The sequence below is a fragment of the Desulfobaccales bacterium genome (genome assembly GCA_041648175.1).
GTDB lineage: Bacteria > Desulfobacterota > Desulfobaccia > Desulfobaccales > 0-14-0-80-60-11 > 0-14-0-80-60-11.
Map to the genome: position 1 here is coordinate 133,378 of JBAZPO010000002.1, position 21,743 is coordinate 155,120.

17 protein-coding genes and 1 pseudogene are annotated in these 21,743 nt (G+C 55.0%); 13 read left to right on the forward strand and 5 right to left on the reverse strand.

Annotated elements, in window-relative coordinates:
• Window positions 1-23 precede the first annotated feature (23 nt).
• From WC600_02635 to WC600_02690, 12 genes and pseudogenes are all read left to right on the forward strand, one after another.
• Window positions 24-638, forward strand: coding sequence for a recombinase family protein (locus WC600_02635; GenBank protein ID MFA4901622.1), 615 nt, complete (start codon window positions 24-26; stop codon window positions 636-638).
• A pseudogene (locus WC600_02640) lies at window positions 635-1,684 on the forward strand (recombinase family protein). Before WC600_02635 ends, WC600_02640 begins: the two are co-directional and overlap by 4 nt.
• Before the next feature lie 550 nt (window positions 1,685-2,234).
• Window positions 2,235-3,593, forward strand: a complete 1,359-nt coding sequence (locus WC600_02645; protein MFA4901623.1) for a YifB family Mg chelatase-like AAA ATPase — start codon at window positions 2,235-2,237, stop codon at window positions 3,591-3,593.
• Window positions 3,594-4,511: 918 nt separating this feature from the next.
• Entirely contained in the window at window positions 4,512-5,129 is a 618-nt protein-coding gene (locus WC600_02650) for a YajG family lipoprotein (protein MFA4901624.1), read from the forward strand.
• Between the two features lie 92 nt (window positions 5,130-5,221).
• On the forward strand, window positions 5,222-5,701 hold the full coding sequence (locus WC600_02655; GenBank protein MFA4901625.1) for a hypothetical protein: 480 nt from the start codon (window positions 5,222-5,224) through the stop codon (window positions 5,699-5,701).
• A gap of 445 nt (window positions 5,702-6,146) precedes the next feature.
• Window positions 6,147-6,458: a hypothetical protein gene (locus tag WC600_02660; GenBank protein ID MFA4901626.1), complete on the forward strand. Its 312-nt coding sequence runs from the start codon at window positions 6,147-6,149 to the stop codon at window positions 6,456-6,458.
• 1,073 nt (window positions 6,459-7,531) lie between these two features.
• Window positions 7,532-7,783 carry a hypothetical protein gene (locus tag WC600_02665; GenBank protein MFA4901627.1) on the forward strand — a complete coding sequence of 84 codons (252 nt, stop codon included), beginning with the start codon at window positions 7,532-7,534 and terminating at the stop codon, window positions 7,781-7,783.
• A 203-nt stretch (window positions 7,784-7,986) separates the two neighbouring features.
• Window positions 7,987-10,365 carry a PBP1A family penicillin-binding protein gene (locus WC600_02670; GenBank protein ID MFA4901628.1) on the forward strand — a complete coding sequence of 793 codons (2,379 nt, stop codon included), beginning with the start codon at window positions 7,987-7,989 and terminating at the stop codon, window positions 10,363-10,365.
• A gap of 62 nt (window positions 10,366-10,427) precedes the next feature.
• Window positions 10,428-11,267 (forward strand): fumarate hydratase, encoded by an 840-nt coding sequence (locus WC600_02675; protein ID MFA4901629.1) that lies wholly within the window; start codon window positions 10,428-10,430, stop codon window positions 11,265-11,267.
• A 204-nt stretch (window positions 11,268-11,471) separates the two neighbouring features.
• Window positions 11,472-12,038: a Fe-S-containing hydro-lyase gene (locus WC600_02680; GenBank protein MFA4901630.1), complete on the forward strand. Its 567-nt coding sequence runs from the start codon at window positions 11,472-11,474 to the stop codon at window positions 12,036-12,038.
• 60 nt (window positions 12,039-12,098) lie between these two features.
• Complete coding sequence (locus tag WC600_02685; GenBank protein ID MFA4901631.1) at window positions 12,099-13,490, forward strand: ATP-binding protein; 1,392 nt, start codon at window positions 12,099-12,101, stop codon at window positions 13,488-13,490.
• Window positions 13,487-13,690 carry a hypothetical protein gene (locus WC600_02690; protein MFA4901632.1) on the forward strand — a complete coding sequence of 68 codons (204 nt, stop codon included), beginning with the start codon at window positions 13,487-13,489 and terminating at the stop codon, window positions 13,688-13,690. The genes WC600_02685 and WC600_02690 overlap by 4 nt, the downstream gene beginning before the upstream one ends.
• Before the next feature lie 800 nt (window positions 13,691-14,490).
• Here WC600_02690 and WC600_02695 read toward each other — a convergent pair.
• Together WC600_02695 and budA are read right to left on the reverse strand one after the other, a co-directional pair.
• On the reverse strand, window positions 14,491-14,682 hold the full coding sequence (locus WC600_02695) for a hypothetical protein (GenBank protein ID MFA4901633.1): 192 nt from the start codon (window positions 14,680-14,682) through the stop codon (window positions 14,491-14,493).
• Between the two features lie 94 nt (window positions 14,683-14,776).
• Window positions 14,777-15,553 (reverse strand): acetolactate decarboxylase, encoded by a 777-nt coding sequence (gene budA, locus WC600_02700; protein ID MFA4901634.1) that lies wholly within the window; start codon window positions 15,551-15,553, stop codon window positions 14,777-14,779.
• A 555-nt stretch (window positions 15,554-16,108) separates the two neighbouring features.
• On the opposite strand from budA, the gene WC600_02705 reads away from it, so the two are divergent.
• Complete coding sequence (locus WC600_02705; GenBank protein ID MFA4901635.1) at window positions 16,109-16,498, forward strand: hypothetical protein; 390 nt, start codon at window positions 16,109-16,111, stop codon at window positions 16,496-16,498.
• A 246-nt stretch (window positions 16,499-16,744) separates the two neighbouring features.
• On the opposite strand, the gene WC600_02710 is transcribed toward WC600_02705, so the two are convergent.
• From WC600_02710 to hpnI, 3 genes are all read right to left on the reverse strand, one after another.
• The gene (locus tag WC600_02710; protein ID MFA4901636.1) at window positions 16,745-19,429 is read right to left on the reverse strand and encodes an MMPL family transporter; all 2,685 of its coding nucleotides are present in this window, start codon (window positions 19,427-19,429) and stop codon (window positions 16,745-16,747) included.
• Between the two features lie 256 nt (window positions 19,430-19,685).
• Window positions 19,686-20,438, reverse strand: coding sequence for a nickel pincer cofactor biosynthesis protein LarB (gene larB / locus WC600_02715; GenBank protein ID MFA4901637.1), 753 nt, complete (start codon window positions 20,436-20,438; stop codon window positions 19,686-19,688).
• A gap of 66 nt (window positions 20,439-20,504) precedes the next feature.
• Window positions 20,505-21,638: a bacteriohopanetetrol glucosamine biosynthesis glycosyltransferase HpnI gene (gene hpnI, locus WC600_02720; protein ID MFA4901638.1), complete on the reverse strand. Its 1,134-nt coding sequence runs from the start codon at window positions 21,636-21,638 to the stop codon at window positions 20,505-20,507.
• Between the last annotated feature and the right edge of the window lie 105 nt (window positions 21,639-21,743).

The window sequence follows — 21,743 nt, forward strand, 5'->3', positions numbered from 1 at the left end:
CCCTCCCCTGCATGGGGGACATTATGAAGGTCTATGGCTACCTACGAGTATCAACCCAGGATCAGGACACCGCCAAGAACAAGGCCGACATCCTGGCCTGGGCTAATAGTAAAGGCTTCGGCCCCGTCCTTTGGGTTGAGGAAAAGATAAGCGGGGTTCAGGACTGGCGCAAGCGGGAGCTTGGGAAGCTGGTCAATACCTTAAAAGAGGGTGACTGGCTCATCACCCCGGAGTTCAGCCGCCTTGCCCGGTCCACGCTGCAAATCCTTGAGGTACTGGCAGAGTTGAAGAAGAAGGCCGTCAACGTCTATGTCGTCAAGGGAGGCCAGCACGTCAACGGAAGCATCGAATCCAAGGTGTTCCTTACCATGATGGCGCTCTTTGCCGAAATCGAAAGGGATTTGATTTCGGCCCGCACGAAAGAGGGCCTGAAAGCTGCCAGGGCCAAGGGTGCGCAGTTGGGTAGGCCCAAGGGCAAGGGCAAGAGCAAGCTGGACCAGTTCAAGCCGGAGATTGAAGCATTATTGAAAAACGGTTCCCGCAAGGACTTCATCGCCAAACGCTACGGCTGCACCCCGGCCACGCTGAGCAACTGGCTCAAGAGGGTCGGCCTGGACAAATTGGAGGCCAAGCCATGACACCTCAGAAAGCAGTTGGATATGCCAGGGTCAGCACGGTAGCTCAGGCTCAGCATGGCGAAAGCCCCCAAACCCAGCAGGACGAAATTACCCGATTTTGCGAAAGCCATGGCCTGGAACTGATAGAGATATTCACGGACCTGGGCGTTTCCGGCCGGAAGCAGGATAGGCCCGGATTGAACGCCCTCCTGGACGGTGCCCGGCGAAAGGAATTTGATATCGTTGTTGTAAGTCGAATGACCCGGTTCGGCAGGAGCGCCAAGGACCTGTTGAACAACCTGGGCGTCCTGGATGATAATCATATCAAGTTTGCATCATTGAAGGAAAACCTGGACACCTCCACACCTGCCGGGCGGTTGTTGCAAACCGTCCTTGCTGGTATTGCGGAATTTGAAAGTGAAGTCATCAAAAGTCAGATGCTTGAGAACCGCCATATCCGGGCCAAGCGGGGAGATATCATCATCGGCAAACCGCCCTATGGCTACGCCTGGAACAAAGAGAAGAAATGCATGGAGGTTGACCCCCAGGAGGCCGAAGTCTACAACCGGATGGTCAAGATGTGCCTGGACGGGAAGAGCTACAAGGACATAACCATCGCCCTGCGCAAGGACGGCGTCAAGGCTAAGCTGGCCCTGTTCTCCGCAACCGTCGTGGGCCAGATATTGAAGAACCCCTGCTATTATTCCGGGCGGCTGCTTCGCAACACCCACGTCTTCAAGGGTAATATCAAGACGGAGGAAATGAAGCCCGCCGACCAGCATTTTGAATTGAAGTTGCCGCCCCTGACCGACAAGCTGACCTGGGACCGGGTGCAGGAAAAGATAGCCTTCAATAAGGTGAAAACCAAGCGCACCACCAACCCGAATTTCTGGCTCAGGAACGTCCTCAGGTGCGGCGAGTGCGGCGGCACTGTCAAGCCCAAGTCCATCCGGGGGCGTTTCGACTATTATTGCTGCTATTGGGCAACCTCCGGTAAGAAGTTCCTGGAGGCCGCCGGGAAAAAATGCAAATGCTCCCTGCCCAGCATCCCCGCACAGGCCCTACAGGACCGGGTGATGTATCACCTACTCCACTTCCTGACCTTCGGGGGGTTCACCATAGCCGGAAAATATGCCCCCGCCAAGATTGAGCGGCTTCTTGCGCCGCAGAAATTCGATGAGCAGGCCAAGGGCCTGTCGGAGCAGTTGGCCCAATATAAGAGGGCCTTGGGGCGCAAGACCACGGCCAGGGAAAACCTCTTCACCATGCTTGAGGAGCCGGGGTTCGACCGGGCCATTTTCGCCCAACAGATGGAGAAGATCGGCGGGGAGATACAAACGCTTGAGGCCCACATTGACGATACGGGGCAGAGGCTGGCCGGCCTGGAAAGGGCCAGGGCCAACCATCAGGACATGGTGAGGTTCGTCAAAGGCAACCGGAGATGGCTTAGGGGCATCGCAGATAAGATCATTGCCTTGGAACCCCCAGAAAAGCAGAAATTGATCGAATCCCTGCTTGATGGTAAGATCACCGTGGAATATGATGAGGAGACGAAAACCTGGGTCATAATGCCTCCCCCGTTCCGCTTCAACCCCGATGCCTTGCAGGCCCTTGTTGATGAAAACGCATTTAATAAGGTTTATAACTATCAATCTGGCTCCGGCCGACATTCGCAAGGATGGCACCGGCTTCGACCTGCCTGCGGCGGTGGGCATCCTGACCGCCCAGGGGTTCATTCCTCCGGAGGCCCCGGAGAACTATCTCCTCTATGGCGAGCTCTCCCTGGACGGCCGCCTCAAGTCCACCCGAGGTGTACTCTCCATGGCCCTGGCCACCCGGGAGGCAAATCTTGCCCTCATCATCCCCAAGGCCAACGCCAAAGAGGCGGGCGTGGTCCAGGGGATTAACATTTACCCTGCGGAGCACCTCTCCCAGGTGGTGGAATTCTTAAACGGACGGGAGCCCCTGGCGCTGCTTATCCCGGAAACCCCTGAGCTTTTGACCCCACCGCCCCGTTATGACGATGACTTCCGGGAGGTTCGGGGGCAGGAGCCGGTGAAGCGGGCCCTGCTCATTGCCGCGGCCGGCAGCCACAATGTTCTTATGGTGGGACCGCCCGGCGCGGGCAAGACCATGCTCGCCCGATGTCTCCGCACCATCCTGCCGCCCTGGAGTTTTGAAGAAGCTCTGGAGACCTCCAAGATTTACAGCATCATGGGGCGGTTAAGGCCGGGCCAGGCCCTGGTGCCGAGACGCCCCTTCCGTTCGCCCCACCACACTATCTCGGACGCGGGCTTGATCGGTGGCGGCACCATCCCCCGTCCCGGCGAAGTGAGCCTGGCCCACCACGGCGTGCTCTTTTTAGATGAGTTGCCGGAGTTTCGCCGCTCCACCCTGGAGGTCCTGCGCCAGCCCCTGGAAGAGGGCAAGGTGACCATCTCCCGGGCGGCCACTTCGCTGACCTACCCGGCCCGCTTCATGCTGGTGACGGCCATGAACCCCTGCCCCTGCGGCTTTTACGGCGACGTCAAACGGGCCTGCACCTGCACCCCGAACCAGATCAATTCCTACCGCTCCCGCATCTCCGGCCCGCTTCTGGACCGCATCGACATCCAGATCCAGGTGCCCGCGGTGCCCTTTAAAGACCTGGCCGCGCCGGAGTCGAGCGAAGGCTCCAAAGAATTGCGGGTCCAGGTGGTCACCTCCCGCGAGGTCCAGACGCAGCGGTTTCATAAAACCCGCATCTACGCCAACGCCCACATGCCGCCCCGGATGATTAAAACGCACTGTGTCCCGGGACCCGAAGCCCAACGGCTGCTGGAGACCGCCATGGAGCGTCTGGGCCTCTCCGCCCGGGCCTATCACCGCATCCTCAAGATCGCCCGCACCATCGCCGACCTGGAAGGGGAGGGGGCCATCGGTCCGGCGCACGTTGCCGAAGCTATTCAGTATAGGACTATGGATAGGGAGTTCTAAAAGCCATATATTTTTCTGCTCTGAAAGTGCTGCTCGCACAGGCTGGAAAGCCTGTGCCACCAATACTTTCATGGTTTTGGGTGAGCCAGAGGCTCATGAATGGCTCGTTCCCAAGCTGGGCTTGGGAACGCCCTCGATTGATGCCAAGCTGAGCTTGGCACTCATTTGCGTTCCCAAGTGCAACTTGGGAACGAGTTGAACTAAAACCTCGTTTTCGCGTCAATTTAGACCCCCAAAATCGCCCAAAATCGCCGAAAAAGACCATCCGCCTGCCGATAAAACAGGTAAAACCCGGGACGCGTGCCGGGGCCAGGGCGAGGTGCCGTCGCCCTCGACCCAGGCGGGACCCGCGTGGTTGGCGGGTCAGGGTCAAGCCTGTGCCACGGTCGTATCTGGGTTGTGCCGGGGTTAAAAATCCGACTCTCGGCAAATTTAGTAATAAATATCGAGGGATTCAGGATGAGCGGGGATCTCTGTGCCGGGACGCGACACGGGGGAGCCGGCTGGAACCGCCTCATTTTCCACGATTTGACCATTAGCGTGGCGCTTTTATCCCGGTAAAGCATGGGAGCATCATAAACTCTGGATGGGGCCGGCCTCCAGAATGGCTGCGAAAGATGACGCGGTTTTTGGGCGGGCAGGGTGAGGATGGCGTCCATGACCTGGTGAGGCAGGATGATGAGGGCTTTACCTTGATATTTACCTAAGGGGAGGCGGATGATAACGTTTGAAGTCTGGAGATGGGAGATGCTAAAGGCGGGATGCGCTGCGCTTTCCCACCCTACGGGGTATGTGGTACGGACTCACCTATAAAAAGATTATCAATCAATCGCTTATCTATAATAAATACAAAAAATAGTAAAAAATATTTGACAAATATCCTCAATATGTGCAATGAGTGACTGGCGGGAGATTGATATGCAAAACTGTAAAAGATGGCAATTTCTGATGACATCTTTGGTTCTTCTGTTTGGTTTCTCAGTATCAGGTTGTGCCTTAACCAAAGAAGCTATAACTGTGGATTACACTCCTCAAAAAAATATCGAACCGATTAGAGGAGCAGAAAAAATTCATCTCAAGGTAAATGTGAATGACGCTCGAAGTATGCAAGATAAAGTATCTTATAAAAAGAACGCCTATGGGATGGAAATGGGTGCAATTATTCCTCATAATGATGTTGTTCAATTGGTTCGGGATTCTATCAAAACTGAATTGACTAACCGTGGATTTATTGTAAACGATGGTGATACTATAATTAATGTTGAATTAATAAAATTTATTAATGATTTCAAGACAGGATTTTTTGCGGGTGATGCCTCAGCAGAGGTTTTGATGGGATTACAAGTTAAGCTAGCAAATGGCAATATAATTTATAATAAAACAATCACTGGAAACTACGTAGAGCAGAATATTCAATTGGCTACCGGGAATAATGCTAAACTAGCTTTAGAAGGAGCATTAAAGGATGCTGTATCTAAGCTGGTTAATGACTCAGACTTCATTATGGCTTTGATGGGAACTAAGAAACCAAGCTAACTTTAAATCAGTTTGATGTTTTGTCTCCCGGTAGAGCTTCAAGAGATTACAAAGGAGAGGCTGAAAAATAATAGTTAAAAGAGAGGCGCCTCATGAAACAACTTAGCATATTATGTTTGGTGGTGATGATTATTACAGGTTGTTCCGTGGTTATGGCGACACAGCAGCCTAGCAGAAAGGATTTGTCAGTATTATCTAAAGGTGTGGATAGATCAAGAGTAGTTTCAGAATTAGGCTCGCCACTAACTACTGAAGTGAAAGATGGAAAACGGACAGACGTTTTCTCGGTTCGTCAAGGTTATAGCACCGGAGCAAAGGCTGGTAGAGCCGTATTTCATGCTGTAGCCGATGTTTTCACTCTTGGGCTCTGGGAGGTAGTTGGCACCCCGGTTGAGGCAGTAGCAAGTGGGACTGATGTCAAAGTCGGGGTATGTTACGATACTAACGACCGGGTAACTGAAATCATCACTTATACTGGCAAGGAGAAGGTGGATGCAGCTACGGTCTCCGTGGGAGAAAAGGTGAATCAGGATAAGGGAGAAGAGGGGGAGAAACAGGCACAGCAAAAATAAATTACCAATTCTGGCAGGCATGCTAATAGGATAAGGGTTTTCTTCTGGTTCCCAAGCTTCGCTTGGGAACCCATTTTTTTGTAAGGCTCTGGTTTGCTTCCGCTCGTGATAAAATGCAATTATCTGTCGCCGAGCGGAGCTTGGCGTAAGAATAGGCGTCCCCAGCTGGAGCTTGGGAACGAGATGGAAAAGGCGGGATGCGCTACGCTTTCCCGCCCTACGGGATTGGGGGCGAGATGGAAAAGCTGGAGTTTGGGGACGAGTAGGATAAGTGTAGCGTCGCTGCCCGAGGCGGCGTCAATGGAGTCCGTAGGTTTCAGCTGCTTTGCCCAGGCGAGACGCCTGGGCCACCGAGGACATTTTAGCTTGACATAGAGTTGCTCCAGTGATATACAGGCAGATTGCAGGTGGGGAAAACTATAGCCTGTTATCAAGGAGAAATACCATGAGATATTCCGACCATATTACCTCGGAGGAAGTTCACCTCCTGGAGGAAGTTCAGTCACTGGCAGACTGTATCGGGCTGCCCTCAATTCAGGACTTGATGGCAATTCAAGGTGAATTGGCTGCTATTAAAAAATTGCTTCTGAATCCTCCCGTGAAACAGTTAGTACTAGAGACAGGTGATGTATGTGTCCTCGACACGGACAGGCTCAGGGTGGCGCAGGAAGTATTAGAAGAGGTCTATGGATGGTGTGACGAGACTGAAATCACCTATAAAAAGTTAGTGCAGCAAAAAATAGAACTTAAAGGATAGTTCCGGTGCACGACGAAAGAATGGGAGATAAAGTTTCAAAGAGATAATATCTTACGAAGAGTCGCATAATTGTAGGGTAAAATAAGCTATAAATAAAATAAACCAATTCCACCTCCAAAATCCGGTCATTATTTAGCCGGGTTTTTTCTTTTGGTTCCCAAGCTCCTGTTTGGGAACCTATTTTTTTTGGAAGGCTCTGCTTTGCTTCCGCCGGTGATATAATGGACATATCTGTCGCCAAGCGGAGCTTGGCGTAAGAATATGCTTCCCCAAGCTGGAGCTTGGGAACGAGATGGAAAAGGCGGGATGCGCTACGCTTTCCCGCCCTACGGGATTGGGAGGGAGATGGGAAAGCTGGAGCTATGGGACGAGATGAAAAAAATCACCCCCTTTTGGAAAAGGGGGTAGCGGGGATTTTTATAACCTCTTGAAATCCCCCTAAATCCTAGCAGTGTCCGGTTAGAAAATTGCATGAGGTTGTTCTGCCCCCCTCACCCCAGCCCTCTCCCCCCGAAGCGGGTGGAGAGGGGGTAGCAGATGTGGCCGTTTTAGTAACCATAAGGCATTAAATCGGTTCCACTTTTTCCCCTCTCCCCAATGGGGGAGAGGGTTAGGGTGAGGGGGAAGTAATCTTCTCGGGGCCGGAAGTGCGCAGCGAATTTTTGAGCTGTTGGACTACGCCCAACGAACTTCCTCATTTGCAAAAACCTAGCCGGACGCTGCTGCCTAAATCCCCCTTTTTCAAAGGGGGACTTATTCCAGGTGCATTCAAGAAGCTATTGAGGGCGGTCGCAGGCTGCGGCCTGCTCCTGCACAGGCGAGACGCCTGTGCCACCATTTGGATGCACATCGGTATTAAACCCATGCTCCCAAACCTGTTCCTGGTTGAGAAGACTTCAAGCCTTGATACCGGTTTGGAAATAGGTCGGTGGAGGCAAGGTCCAGGAATTGTTTCGAGAAAATCGTCCTTTCCCCTTGCCGCGCCCGGTTGTGGTCCTTATTTTCAGGATAGAGTCTTGTATGGGCTCGGCGGCGAGATTTGCCCGCCTAATTCGCCACAAGGAGTGATAACTATGGCTCACACAATCGCCGAATTAAAGGACAAGATCCACCTGATGTACCCGGATATCGACAAGCACGGCGTAACTTCTTCCCTTACCTTTGACAAAGGGAAAAATACCTACGTCCTGGAGTTGAAGAAAGACCAGCACCACCTGGCCACCTATATCGACAAAGTGGACGCTGACAAGTGCATGGATAACATCGAATGCATCCATTTGGGGGTGCAGGTCGGACAATTCATGGAAAACTTTAAGAAGGTATGATAATTTGATATATAATTAATAATTAATGAGGTTCATCCGACTAGGTGTGGTAAGCGGGCGCGCTGGCGGGGAGGCTGGCGGCCGGTGCGCCGGGAATGCGGGGTGAAGGGAGAATCTCTTTTAAGTGTGCCAACGGCAGGTCCCCCTTCCCCCGAAAATCTGGAACTATCCACGTCTGAAAGCAAGCGTAACCCAAGGCATATATGAAATTTTTCAAGGAACCCAACCCCAACCGGTTGGAAAAATATCATCAACGGCGGCGCTGGGCCCGGCGGCTGAATATGATCATCTACGGGCTGCTCTTTACCGGGCTTTTGGTGGTGGCCGCGGGCGGGGTGTTCGTCTACCACCATTTTTTGCGGGACCTGCCGGATTTTACCTCCGTCAAGGAGTTCCGGCCCCCGGTGATCACCCAGGTCTTTGCCCGGGACGGCCAGCGCATCGGGGAGTTCTACTCCGAACGCAGGATCGAGGTGCCTTATAGCCGCCTGCCCCGGCACCTGATCCTGGCCTTTGTGGCCGCGGAAGACGCGCGGTTCTTCGAACACCCCGGGGTGGATATCTCCGGCATAGTCCGGGCCTTTTTCCGCAATCTGGAAGCCGGCGAAGTGGTCCAGGGTGGCAGCACCATCACCCAACAGGTGGTGAAACGCATCCTCCTTACCTCTGAGAAGAGTTTCACCCGGAAGATCCGGGAAGCGGTGCTGGCCTATCGCATCGATCATTACATGACCAAAGAAGAGATTCTCGACGTCTACCTGAATCATATCTTCCTGGGTCACGGGGCCTACGGGGTGGAAGCCGCGGCCCAGGAGTACTTCTCCAAGCATGTGGAGGACTTGAGCCTGGCGGAGGTCTCCATCCTGGCGGGCATCCCCAAGGCCCCCAGCCGCTATGATCCCTACCTCAATCCCCAGCGGGCCAAGGAACGCCAGGCCTACGTGCTGAGGCGTATGGCCGAAGTGGGGTTCATCAGCAAAGAACAGGAAGAGGCGGCCTTCCGGCAGCCCATCAAGCTTAAGCCCTTCCGGCCGGAGTGGGTCAAGAATTGCGGCTACTTTACGGAGCAAGTGCGGACCCTGCTGGAAGACCGTTTTGGCAGGGAATCGGTCTACAATATGGGACTGCGGGTTTATACCACCGCGGACGTCCAACTCCACCGCGTGGCCCACGAGGCAATCCAGGAAGGCATCGACGGCCTCATCCAGCGCAACGGCTACCGGGGGCCGCTGAAGCAGGTTAGCGGCAAGGAAATGGCGTCCTTCCAGGACCGCCAGGTCAAGTATTACCGGAAATACCCGCCGCGTAAGGGACTGGCGGTGACCACCCTGGTGGTGAAGTCTCCGGATCGGCGCAAGGGCGCCAAGGGCGTCTATTTTCGCCTGGGAGACCAGTGGGGCATCTTGCAGGACCCCAGCGGCGGCAAATCCCGGGCCTCCACGCCGGTGGCCTCCTTAAGGCCGGGGGATGTGGTCCAGGTGCGCCTTCTGAGCCGGGAGCGCCAGAGCAAAATGTGGACCGCGGAGTTGATCGCCGCGCCCATGGTCCAGGCCGCGGTGATGTCCATGGAATTGAAGACCGGACAGGTTCGGGTGCTCATGGGCGGTAAGGACTTTGGCGACAGCACTTTCAACCGGGCCACCCAGGCCCGGAGGCAACCCGGCTCGGCTTTCAAGCCCATCCTTTACGCCGCCGCGGTGGAAAAAGGCTATCGCCCGGATTCCATTCTGGTGGACTCCCCCCTTTCCCTGCCCGGAGGCAAGCACGGCCAGTTGTGGTCGCCGCAAAATTATGACCACCGCTTTTACGGCCCCATCCCCTTATCTTATGCCATAGCCCATTCCCGTAACGTTCCCGCAGTGCGGCTGATGATGGCTATCGGCGTCCCGGCCACGCTACGCATGGCCAAGACTCTGGGGATCGTGAGCCCCATCTTTCCCAATTATGCGTCCGCCCTGGGCGCTTCCGATGTCACCTTGATGGAACTGACCCGGGCCTACTCGGCTTTCCCCAATGACGGGAAGTTGCTCGAACCCGTTTTCATTAACCGGATCGAAGACCGGGACGGCCGAGTCCTGATGGAAAGCCGGGTTCACGGCCAGCAGGTGATCAGCCCCCAAACCGCCGAGACCATGACCAATCTCCTGACGGGTGTGGTGGAGCGGGGCACCGCGACCCGGGTCCGGGTCCTGGGGCGGCCCATGGGAGGCAAAACCGGCACCACCAATAAAACCCGGGACGCCTGGTTCATCGGCTTCACGCCGTCTTTGATCACCGGGACCTGGGTGGGGATGGATGACGAACGTAGTCTGGGTCCCAAGGAAACCGGCTCCCAAGCCGCGGCCCCCATTTTCATCGCCTACATGAAAGAGGCCTTGAAAGGCACGCCAGTAGAGCAATTCCAGGAGGCCTCGGACACGGTGCTGGCTAAGAAGGGAACTGAGGAGACCGCCGGCAACGCCACTGACGATGAAGCCGCGGCGGAATCCGATGAGACGTTCTACCCCGAGGCTGAAGTCGCTCAGGAGAAGGCACCCCAGGCCTCCAGCCAGCAATTCTTTAAGAATGACCTGGATGAATAAGAAAGATTTTTGATTCTTCAAAACCATAACTCAAAGCCGATAAGCGTTTTTTAGGAGCATATATGCGACAGATCGAGGTGGCCCAGGTCACCCAGGCCGTGAAAGCCGCGGCCATTGCCGCCAATTATGAGCCCGGCGCCGATCTTTTGGCCGCTCTGGCCAAAGGGGCCGAGGCCGAGGAATCCCCCAGCGGCAAAGAAATCTTCCGGCAACTGTTGGAAAACGCCCGTATCGCCCAAGAAGAGCGCATTCCCATGTGCCAGGACTGCGGCCTGGCCATCATTTTTGCCGAAATAGGCCAGGACGTGCACCTGGTGGGTGGTGATTTTACGGAGGCGATTAACGAAGGGGTGCGCCAGGGATACGGCGAAGGCTATTTGCGGAAATCCCTGTGCCACCCGCTAACCCGGGCCAATACCGGCGATAACACGCCGGCGGTCATTCACACCGAAATTGTCCCGGGAGACCGCGTCAAGCTCACCATCGTCCCCAAGGGCGGGGGCAGCGAAAACATGAGCCGCCTCTATATGCTGAAGCCCGCGGAAGGCCTGGCCGGCGTCAAAGAAAAAGTGATCTCCACCGTGGCCGAAGCCGGCCCCAACCCTTGTCCCCCCATTATTGTGGGTGTAGGCATCGGAGGGGTCTTTGAGCGGGCCGCGCTTTTAGCCAAGAAGTCCTTGCTCCGGGAATTGGGTCAGCCCAACCCCGATCCGGAACTGGCGGCCCTGGAGCAGCAATTCCTGGCCTCGGTCAACGACCTGGGCATCGGACCCCAGGGTCTGGGAGGCAGAATCACCGCGATGGCTGTGCATATCCTGATGCAGCCCTGCCACATTGCTTCGCTGCCGGTGGCGGTCAACATTCAATGCCACGCTTCCCGTCATAAGGAAGTGGTGCTGTAAAGTTCGAAGTTCAAGGTTCAAGGTTAATGCAGGGTTCGCATTGCGCACCATTGCCCCAAGATCGCAACAGAGACGGAGACCTCGCCCTACCGAATTTGCATGGATTTGAGAGAGTCACAGGCTCATAAGCGACTGTTAAAAAGAATCAAAATCTCATTTTTTCCTGATAGTCTTTGAATGGGAAACTGGCATAAAAGGTAAATCATGGCCAAGACGGTGAAACTGACAACGCCTCTGACCGACCAGGACGTCGTGCAACTGGAAATCGGCGATACGGTCATAGTCAGCGGGGTGATCTATACGGCCCGGGACGCGGCCCACAAGCGTCTGGTGGATATGCTGGCCCGGGGCGAGAACCTGCCCATGGATGTACGAGGACAGATTATCTATTACGTGGGTCCCAGCCCGGCCCGGCCCGGCCGGGTCATCGGAGCCGCCGGTCCCACCACCAGCTATCGTATGGATTCCTATGCTCCGACGCTGATCAAGCTGGGGTTGAAGGCGATGATCGGCAAAGGCAAACGTTCCGCTGAAGTCATTGCGGCGCTTCAAGAACACAAGGCCGTTTACCTGGGGGCCACCGGCGGCGCAGGGGCCCTCATTTCCCAGCGCATCAAGAAAGCCGAAGTAATCGCTTTCCCCGAGCTGGGGCCGGAGGCAGTGCATCGCTTGGAGGTGGAAGGTTTTCCTACCATTGTCATCAATGATTGTCAGGGGCGGGATCTCTATGAACTGGGGGTCAAGGAATACCGGCGAGCCGCCGCCCGCTGACAACAAAAGGCCTGCGGGGCAGAACCGGGGTGACGATCATCCCGTCCAAAGGACGCCACGATGGATATGCCCATGGACCTGGCAGAAGTTTCCGCCCGGATCAAGGAAAAGAGGTACATCTTTCAGGAGTACAATTTTGGCCCCCTGAAGGACGACGCCCTCAAGACCTTCTATGACCTGGCCCAGGAATACGAGACCATAGAGAACTTCTACCGGGTCGCGGTGAGCGTCATCAAGGAGTTCTTTGATCTGGACGCCCGCCTCTACCTGGTTTGCTCCGAGAACCGGCTGGATCTGACCTGCGATAGCCTCCGGGGGCTCTATCCCGATAAGACACCCCCTCCAGATCACATCCATCTGGCCAGCCAGCCTTACTCTGCCGATGGCGGCCTGATTATCCCCATCCGGGGCAACCTGCTCTTGGTGAACCAGCTTCCCTTTTACGCCAAGGAGCAGGTTATCGGGATGCTGGAATTATACCCAGAGGCCCGGATCTCGGCGGCGGACCGGTTTTTCTTTGAAAAATTTGCCAACCGCCTGGGGTACAACGTCCACGTCAAGATTATCGCCCGCCAGAATATTCAGCACATTCGCTTTATCAACAGCCTGGTGGCCGATATCGAACACAATGTGATCATTCCCAACATCAGCCTCAGCCTCTATCTCCGGCATTTGCGCAACAAGATCAAGAAGCTGCAGGACCTGGAATGCGTCTGCGAAATCAGGAAGCCCGCCTGTCCAGGACATCCGGATGCCCGGCAGGTCTTTCGGAGCCTGATTGACGATCTGGAGAAGGACTACGAACATCTTGAACAGCATTACAAAGGGGTTAGTCTCTTTATTGAATCCCTGTTTCGCCTGTCCCACTTCCAGAAAGGCCAATTCGTCCTGCGGCGGCGGACGACCCGGGTAACCAAAGAAATCATTGAACCGCAATTAAATCTCTATATTGACAAGCTTCAGGAACGCCACATCGAGATCGACACCGGCGCCGGAGTCATGCCCGATGAAGACTTAGCCCTGTCGGTGGACAAGGGTCTCATGTCCCAAGTCTATGCCAACCTGTTCTCCAATGCGGTGAAATATGCCCGGCGCAATTTTGAAGGCCGCAAATACATGGCATATGGCCGGGATCACCTGAAAAACTATTTTGGCCCCGGCAAAGACGGCATCAAGTTCAATGTCTTTACCACTGGCCCCCACCTGCCCCCGGAAGATGTGCCCCATATCTTCGACGAGGGCTACCGGGGCACCAATATTGACGGTGAGGTGGGTACTGGCCGAGGGCTCTTTTTTGTCCGCAACGTTGTGGAAACCCACGGTGGCGAAGTGGGGTACGAGGCCACCCCCGGGGGCAACAATTTCTACTTCGTACTGCCGTCGGTGGTAACGCCGGAAGGGCCGATGCCGGGTGACCTGGATTCCCTGGACCACACCCAGGGGGCACCATGAGCGTTCGCTATCTGGCTCAAGAACTCTACCGCTTAACCCGAAAGGTGGAGGATCTGGAGAGGGCTTTGGCCACCTTAGGGCCTGAAGCCGTCTTAAAAAAGGAGCGCATGCAGTTGCAAACGGAACTCCTTCAGGCCAAGCACGAATTGGCCCACGTGCGGGCGGTCTTGGACGCGAAAAAAGAGCCGTCCAAGATCTAGGGGTGGCTCTCATTCAGGCTTCACTCAGCACCCTGATCTGCTTAGAAAAGTTCAAGGTTCAAGGTTCAAAGTTCAAAGTAGAGTGGCGGGCGGGGACGCCCGCCCTACCGGGGTTTCATGCTTTTGAGAGAGCCAAAGGCTCATGAGTGACTGTTATAAGGAAAAGTGTTCAAACAGGTAATTTGGTAGCCGCAGGCTTTACCGTGAAAATTCAAATCCCCCTAAATCCCCCTTTTTCAAAGGGGGACTTTCTACCCCAATCCCTTAAGACTAGCCGGTTTCGGACACGAAGTTTCAGCCGGCGCCTAACTTCTTTGAAATTACCTTTATGAGCGCAACTCAGTATAATCCATGCTTCACTCGCCACTCTGATCTCTGAGTTTAGCGTTTGCCAAAAGTTTTTTCCTTTAAGGTACATTACCGAGTTGCGCTCATCGAAGTAAACATAGCTTCGATTCTGTAGGGACGCACCTGCGCGAGTGCCGGTCCTGAGGGCGGACACATAGGTCCGCCCCTACAAAACACAAATTACTTGTATGGCCGCAACTTCGTATAACCCCCCTTTTCCAAAGGGGGGAACTTAGCGGAATTGCTGTAAAAGTCCCCCTTTGAAAAAGGGGGATTTAGGGGGATTTAGAAATCCAGCAATCAGAAAGAATTTTTGGCAACTGCTATAAACTCCACGACCACCCTATCATTCACGATAACCGGCAGACTGACCAGGGTATGAGATTGTTCAGGCTTCAGTGGGTGGGGTAATGCTCTTTCAGCCCGGGGGACCATGGCGAACCGCGGTTGGCTCAGCGGCTCGCACCTTCACGCCAAATCCTCATGGTCTTTTCTTCCGCGGTTTCGGGATTATTAAACGACATCCCTTCAAATCTCTCAGCGGGAGGGCCTTCCTGGTAAGACGATCCGGTGGCATAATAACCGGGGGCGCACCCGACCACAATCACACAGAGGATCAAAAATAACCAGAGGCAGGTTTTCATGGTTGACCTCCTCAGGTAGAATGGTAAGCATCCGACTTAAAAAAGCAATGGCTTAGAGCGCGGGATTCCTTCCCTCCATCCGGTGGCTTTCGGATCACCTTTCGACTCTTTCCAGTTCGTGCTGCCGCTCCTTGGTTAAATCCGTCTGCATGAATTCTTGGGTTTCAGGCAGACGCAAGTCAAGCTTGGGAATGGTATCAATGGCCATCGTGGCCCCCTCCACCCGGCAATCCAGGAGGTGTCCGCCGCCCTGGCGGTCCGCGGTGATGAAATGGCAGTGGTAACCGGCCAGGTTGACGCCGGACAGGTATTGGGGATAGCGGAAGGCCACGATTACCCCTTTAACATTGGTAAACTCAAAAACCGCCTGTTTTTTGGCAACCTCCGTTAAGGGGGGATAGGGCTTATGCTGGCGGGGAACGCTTCTGGTCTTGACGTATGGGAAGAACCCTTCGATCTTAATGGCGTAGAGGAGATTTGGGCTGGGCAACAGGGTAGTGATATAGCCGGTCAGTTGCCGGTAGGTCAGGGGGTTTTCCAGCATGTGGGTTTTAGTGGCCTTAAAGAAAGTCACTTCCGCGAACGGAGTCTTCATAGTGCCGGCCACAGGAGTAACCCGGCCATCGTCCCTGATCTGGTAAAATTTCCCGTCCAGTGCGATCATTTCGCCGTTCAGGGCGTTAAAAGTTCCGACGCCGAAGTCGCCATGCCGGGCCAACTCTTCAAACGTCAGGTCCCCGTCGTAGACTCCATCCATGAGGGCCTGGAGGGTGGAGGTTTGGAAAATCCGGTGGCTTTCGGCGGCGTGGAGGGAACCAACCAGGCTTAGGGTCAGGAAGAATGCCAGGAACAGGCAGCGTACGGGTTTCATTGCATCACGTCCTCAGTGCCTCTGGGACCAGGCAGGGCCGGTATTTTGGGATCGGGTTTTGATTCCGGTGCTATAACAGTCGACCATCCGCCTATCTTATCATTTTCTGGGGGGGAAAGGATGAGGTGAGGAACTGTAAAGACCGAATCGGATTTTCCTTGATTCACTTTAAGCCACATCAATCACAAAAATATACATAAATATTTAGGTAAAAATGCCTAGAGTGATTTGACACTTTTGACCATAGCTTAATCTTCCGAGTTTGGGTTACATAAAGTCATACCCTAATGATATCCGCTTGAAGGCCCCATCGAGGCAACAGAGAAGATATCGTCTTCATGGCATCCTGTTTTGGCACCCATAGATCATTTTTGGGGCAGATGGGATTGTTGACAGAAACCTCACTCCGGTCATCCACAAAAAAAAGGACCCATATTCTGACTTGACAGCTAAAACCAAGGGTAAAGATTGGCTTCATATTGTGTTCTGGTTAGGGCAATTACTTAATAAAAACAGAACGCGGCAGCCAACTCATGGCGCTCCAAGGAGGGAGACTTGTACAGTTGGAGAAAAAGGCTCAACAGCCCAAGAATAATTTTCCTATGGACGGTAATGCTGATGTACCTGGCTATCCCTGCTTCGGTCCCGGCTGGGATGATCTCGCTGGAAGACTTCATAGAGATTACCGATATTACCGGAAAGGCGCCTTGCAGTGAGATCCTTACCACTGACGAGGCGATTTTTGGTATCAATTCTGTTACTTCGTCGTTAGATCACGCTTTTCAGGATGATCTATCTGTTCTTGCAATACCGGGCGATAACCACCGCCTGGAGGTCCTGGGAAAGGATGTGTATTTAATTCCCTCCATAGAGTCCTCAAATATTGATCCAAGAGACCTAAAGCAACTCGAATTTGAGCTCCATTTCTTAGCTCCCAATAGATAATATACCCGCAGACCTCAGGCCTAATCAGCTAAATTTCCCGGTATGCCCGGGTAAATTACAACATAACGCGGCTCACCCACTCTCCCTTTGAGGTTGAGGAAGACATGCACGCGGGAACTTGGTCTTCGACCTGACAAAGGCAATATTTATGCTGCGCTCAGGAACTTATCACAACTCTCAACTTCCACTATCCAGATAATACCCGGCATTTATTCCACCCAATCGATAGCTGCCAAAGATGGCAAGCTAGGGTGCAGGATGACGCTCTCTTAACAGCCGGAGGAGCGCTGGCAAGACGCTCAATGCGGCCAGCAAAACACTCAGGCTGCCTACCGCGGACAAGAGCCCCAAGGTAAAGGTGCCATGGTGGCCCGAAATCATTAAGCTGCCGAAACCCACGGCGGTAGTCAACGCGGCTAAAAGAACCCCTTTGGCGGTACCCGCAGGTAAGGTGATGACCCGAGCCGATTTTTCCTGTTGCCAGCGCACCAGGATGATAATACCGTACTCTACAGCTTCTCCCAGTATCAGCGGTAAAAAGAGCACATTAGCCTGGTTAAAAGGGACCTCCAAAAGCCACATCAGGCTCAAGGTTAATGAGGTCCCCACTATCAGAGGGACCAAGGCCAGGATCGTCAGCCGCAAACTTCGCAGCAGGAACGCTACCATCAAGGCAATGCCTAAGAGGGAAACCCCGGCCGCCCAGAGACAGGCGTTGCGAAACGCCAAGGTGAATACATAAAGTAACACCGGGTCCCCGATGACGTTAGGGTCTATGCCCCTTAAGTCGCGCACAAATTCCCCTAAAGGCTCAGGATTCCAAATATCCCGGGAAGGGAAGATCCGGATAAGATACTGCCCCTCGGGGCTGATGAAGCGCTCGCGCACATTTTGGGGCAAATCCTCAAGGCGCGGCGGTCTCATGGCCCGATCCGTATTAGCCCGCAAAAAGTCCCATTGGTCGTGCAGATCGGAGAAAAATTTTTGCTCAAAATCTGCCAGGCGCGTGGCGGTCTGGGGATTGGTTCCCTGCTTTAAGAGAGGGATAAGGCGCAAAAGCGAACGGTTGACTTCGCTAAGCTTCTCCTGGATGGGCTTATCCTCAGGCTCCCAATGGCTTTCCACGGCACGCGACAGCTTGAACCGGATACTCCCCAGGATAGAGGCAAGTTCTATTGGGCCCGAAGGGCTTGGCGGGCCGGCAGCAAAATCTACCCCGGTCACCAAGGGCTTCAGTTCAGCCAACAGACGTTGCTTGTCTTTCACCTGGCCAGGCAGGAAAGATAGGATGGACTCCACGTGGGAGACGCTGTCCAGCTTTTTCAAGGCCTCCGTCAGGCGCGGCAGATCCTTGATGCTACTAACTGTCATAGCCCCATAAGTGGTTGAGTATTTGGACTCCCGAATGAGCTTCTGTTCCCAGACTACGGACTCGGTTCGGGGATTTTGCAGGTGCAACGGGTTTAAGTCAAAAGGAACGTGAAACAGGCTAACCCCGCCTATGACCGTGATGACCAATCCCAAGGCTGCCACCAGGCCTGGCCGCCGCCACCTCAGGGAAAGAAAGGAACGAGGTGTGCCGCCGCATTCTACTTCAAAAGGTCCGGAGGTCCATCGTTCGGTCACGATTGCCAGAGCCGGCAGCAAAACCAGAAAAGCAAATATGTTGACCAGGATACCCAAGGTAATGATGAGTCCCAGTTCTTCCAATCCTTTAAACCCGGTAAATATCAAGGGGGCCACCGAGACCACCGCGGTCAGGGCGGCATAAAAGATTCCCGGGGAGGCGTGTCTGATGGTGCAGGCCAGGTTGCCCCTGGTGCAGAGCGGTTCCCGACCCTGTTCCTCCTCCAGGCGGGAATACCAGTGGATACCGAAGTCCACGGTGATTCCCAGCAACAGAGGTCCAAAGACAATGGAGAGCAGGTTCAGGTGCCCCACCGCGAGGGCCGCGACGCCGAAAGTCCAGCACAGCCCAATAAACAGGACCGCTCCTTGTACCAGGGTTCTTTTCAGGCTGCGGAAAAAGAGGATCATTAATAACATTTGCCCGACGAGGGACACCCAGGAGGCGAGTCCAACATCGGCCATGGCCTCGGACATTTCATCAGCTTCCAAGGCTCCGGGGCCGGTAACCCCGGCCTGGATGCCTGGAAAGCGGGCTTTAACCCGATCCAGGACCTGTCGCAGCAGCTTTAAATCTTCGGCGGCCTCGGTATGGTCTTCTTGCCGGGTAGTCACCAAAAGCAGCAGATACTTATCGTTCTCCGTAAAAAAGTAGCCTGCCTGGTTCAGGTCGGCCATCCCTCCGGGGAAAATACTTTTAAAAGGTGAGTCAAACGCTCCGCCCCCGGTCAGGCTTATCTCCAGTTGGTTAAGGGTGGCTTGCAGCAGCCCAAGATCGGGAATCTTCGCTTTTTCCTGTCCTTCTTTTAAAAACCCGGTAAAGAGCTCCCCCAACATGGCCCGGGTGAGCTCTTCGTTAACCACTTGAAAGAACCGGTTAAGGCGGGGATCGGCGGCTAGGGCTCGCAACTCCTTTTGATGCTCGGAGAACTTGCCCTTGAGTTCGAGCAGCTCCTTCTGTCCCAGATAAAGCAAAGCCCAATGCTTGAACTTTTGCGGATCAACCCGATAGAATATCTCCCGAAAGTTTTGAGGGTAGAGCGCCAATTCTGCCGCCAGGGCCTCAACAAACTGGACGCTATGCTTTGGGTCGGAATTCTCCACTACCACGGCGAGATTATCCCGGGAGCCGAATTGTCGATCCATTACTTCACTCAACTGCATAATACGAAGGTTGGAGCCCACCAGGTCGCCCCGGCTGGTCCGCATCGACAAGTGGTTCAAGGCATAGTAGACGGAGAACGCCGTCATCAAGAGGCTAAACAGAATTATCAGCCAGGCGCTGCGGAATAGCGCCTTGCTCAAGCTTGAACCGAGGTTATGAAACCTGGACAAAAAGAGTCCTTTTTGGAAAAGTGGTATTTGGCCCAGAAAAATCAGGCGGATTGCCTAACACACAAATATAGCCTTTTGGCTTACGCAAACCCAACTAATTTTATTGGCTCCCGGAGACAAGCAAACTCAGGAGAATGGAAGGGTGTCGTTTGATCGTTTTTCAACTTATTCCGAAGCTTAACTTGGGAATGAGTTAAAAATCAAAAAGCGGCTATCTGTCTTCTTCCTAATCCTTCCGGTTAATCATGGCCGCCAGGTAGCCGGCGCCAAAGCCGTTGTCGATGTTCACCACCGCAAGGCCCGTGGCGCAGGAATTGAGCATGGCTAAAAGCGCGGCCAGGCCGCCGAAGGAGGCGCCGTAACCGATGCTGGTTGGCACCGCGACCACCGGCCGGTCCACCAGGCCCGCCACCACGCTGGGGAGCGCCCCTTCCATGCCCGCCACCACGATGAAGCAGGTGGCCTGGGCCAGCAAATCCTGGTGCGCCAGGAGGCGGTGCAGGCCTGCCACCCCCACATCGTACAGGGCTTCCGCGCGGTGGCCCATGATGCGGGCGGTGACCAGGGCCTCTTCGGACACGGGAATGTCCGAGGTGCCAGCCGAAATCACCAGGATCAGACCCCGGCCCCGGTCGGGGATTTCTCCCCGGCTGAGGGTTAACGCCCGGGAGTCGGGATAATAACGGACGCCCGGAAAGTCGGACGTGAGCGCCGCGGCCATGTCCGGCTCCAGACGGGTCACCAGGATGTTATCCGAGCGAGCGCTCAGGGACGTAAGGATGCCCCGGATCTGTTCCAGACTCTTACCCGCGGCGAACACTACTTCGGGGAAACTTTGCCGGAGTTGGCGGTGATGATCCACCCGGGCGAACCCCAGGTCTTCAAAGGGCAGGGTGCGAAGACGCTTCAGGGCCTCAGTCACCGGCACCCGCCCGGCTCGGACCTCCTCCAACAACTGTTTCAGGATTTTCTTATCCATCAATCATTCCTTCATGGATTCGTAGCCACAGGCGTTTCGCCTATGGAGCCCGTCCTCAGATTCAAATTACCAAAGCTCCAGCTTGCCCTCAGGGGTCACGCGAAAATTTCGTTCACCCCAAGAGACCCGGCTGCCCAGGAAACTCGCCAGCCACAGGCCGAAGGATAACAAGTCTTTCAGGGGCAAAAGGCCCAAGGCCCACCAGGGCAGGTCCCCCTTCAGACAGAGGCGCTCGGAAAACCCGGCCACCACCCCGCGCAGCATAAGAGTGGCCGCCACCAAGCCCCAGGCCCACGGAGCCAGCCCTGCGGCCACCAGAACCGCGAGGCTGTATACCAGGGCGTGGGTAATGCCGTAGGCCAGGTAGCCGCCGGGGCGGCAGACCCGGTAGGTGCGGGCCCAACGGAGCTGGTGGGCCAGGTAGGCCGCCAAACTCATCTCGGGGTTATTGGTCTCCACCACGTAGGGCAGAATCAAGACCTGAAGCCCCGTCTGGGCAACCCTGTAGCCCAATTGATAATCATCCGCTAAAAAATCAGCCAGGGGGGCGAAACCGCCGCTGGCGGTAAGGGCCTGCCGGGTCAGGGCCATAGTGGCCCCCAGCGCAAACCGTATCTCCTCGACCGACGTGGCCGCGGCCACCGAAGGGATAAAATCCGCGGCGATGGTCATGGCTTCAAGGGCGGCGCCCAGGGTTTGGGGCCGGCCGGCCCGGTATGGGCAGCTCACCAGGCCCAGCCCCGGCTCCCGGAAGGCTGCGGCCACCTGGGCCAGGTAATCGGGGTCCACCTTCACGTCCCCGTCGGCAACCACCAAGAGATCATACCGCGCCCGGGGCAGAAGCTGCTGCAAGGTGCTGATTTTCGGATTGAGTCCCAGATCCTCCGGGCAGACGACAATCTCTAGATCGCACCGGGGATAAGCCTGCTGCAATTCCACCAGGAGCGCCACCACCGGGTCGTCAGCCTCCCGCACCCCGAAGAGCACCTGAAAGGGCTGGTAAGTCTGGGCCAGGAAGCTCGCCAGACATTCTTTGGAGAGGGATCCCAAGCCCTTGAGGGGCTTCAAGACGGTGATGCCAGGGCCAGTGGCAACCGGTGGGGCAGGGGGAGGGGACTGAAAAAACCGCCACAAGGAGACCAACGCCAGAAATTGGTAGAACCAGGCTGCCGCCAGCAGGAGAATAAACAGATAAGCCATGGCACCCATCAAGTCGCAGGCCGATAGCAGCAGCCCGATTATGAATCGCGCTGGGTCCGTGAACCCATTATCCCACGATAACTATTAATCATACCATCTCCCCGG

What these genes read in the sequence shown, in the direction of transcription:
- WC600_02635 (MFA4901622.1), top strand. Translation starts at nt 24, where the DNA reads ATGAAGGTCTATGGCTACCTACGAGTATCAACCCAGGATCAGGACACC.
- WC600_02645 (MFA4901623.1), top strand. Translation starts at nt 2,235, where the DNA reads ATGAAAACGCATTTAATAAGGTTTATAACTATCAATCTGGCTCCGGCC.
- WC600_02650 (MFA4901624.1), top strand. Translation starts at nt 4,512, where the DNA reads ATGCAAAACTGTAAAAGATGGCAATTTCTGATGACATCTTTGGTTCTT.
- WC600_02655 (MFA4901625.1), top strand. Translation starts at nt 5,222, where the DNA reads ATGAAACAACTTAGCATATTATGTTTGGTGGTGATGATTATTACAGGT.
- WC600_02660 (MFA4901626.1), top strand. Translation starts at nt 6,147, where the DNA reads ATGAGATATTCCGACCATATTACCTCGGAGGAAGTTCACCTCCTGGAG.
- WC600_02665 (MFA4901627.1), top strand. Translation starts at nt 7,532, where the DNA reads ATGGCTCACACAATCGCCGAATTAAAGGACAAGATCCACCTGATGTAC.
- WC600_02670 (MFA4901628.1), top strand. Translation starts at nt 7,987, where the DNA reads ATGAAATTTTTCAAGGAACCCAACCCCAACCGGTTGGAAAAATATCAT.
- WC600_02675 (MFA4901629.1), top strand. Translation starts at nt 10,428, where the DNA reads ATGCGACAGATCGAGGTGGCCCAGGTCACCCAGGCCGTGAAAGCCGCG.
- WC600_02680 (MFA4901630.1), top strand. Translation starts at nt 11,472, where the DNA reads ATGGCCAAGACGGTGAAACTGACAACGCCTCTGACCGACCAGGACGTC.
- WC600_02685 (MFA4901631.1), top strand. Translation starts at nt 12,099, where the DNA reads ATGGATATGCCCATGGACCTGGCAGAAGTTTCCGCCCGGATCAAGGAA.
- WC600_02690 (MFA4901632.1), top strand. Translation starts at nt 13,487, where the DNA reads ATGAGCGTTCGCTATCTGGCTCAAGAACTCTACCGCTTAACCCGAAAG.
- WC600_02695 (MFA4901633.1), bottom strand. Translation starts at nt 14,682, where the DNA reads ATGAAAACCTGCCTCTGGTTATTTTTGATCCTCTGTGTGATTGTGGTC.
- budA (MFA4901634.1), bottom strand. Translation starts at nt 15,553, where the DNA reads ATGAAACCCGTACGCTGCCTGTTCCTGGCATTCTTCCTGACCCTAAGC.
- larB (MFA4901637.1), bottom strand. Translation starts at nt 20,438, where the DNA reads ATGGATAAGAAAATCCTGAAACAGTTGTTGGAGGAGGTCCGAGCCGGG.
- hpnI (MFA4901638.1), bottom strand. Translation starts at nt 21,638, where the DNA reads ATGGCTTATCTGTTTATTCTCCTGCTGGCGGCAGCCTGGTTCTACCAA.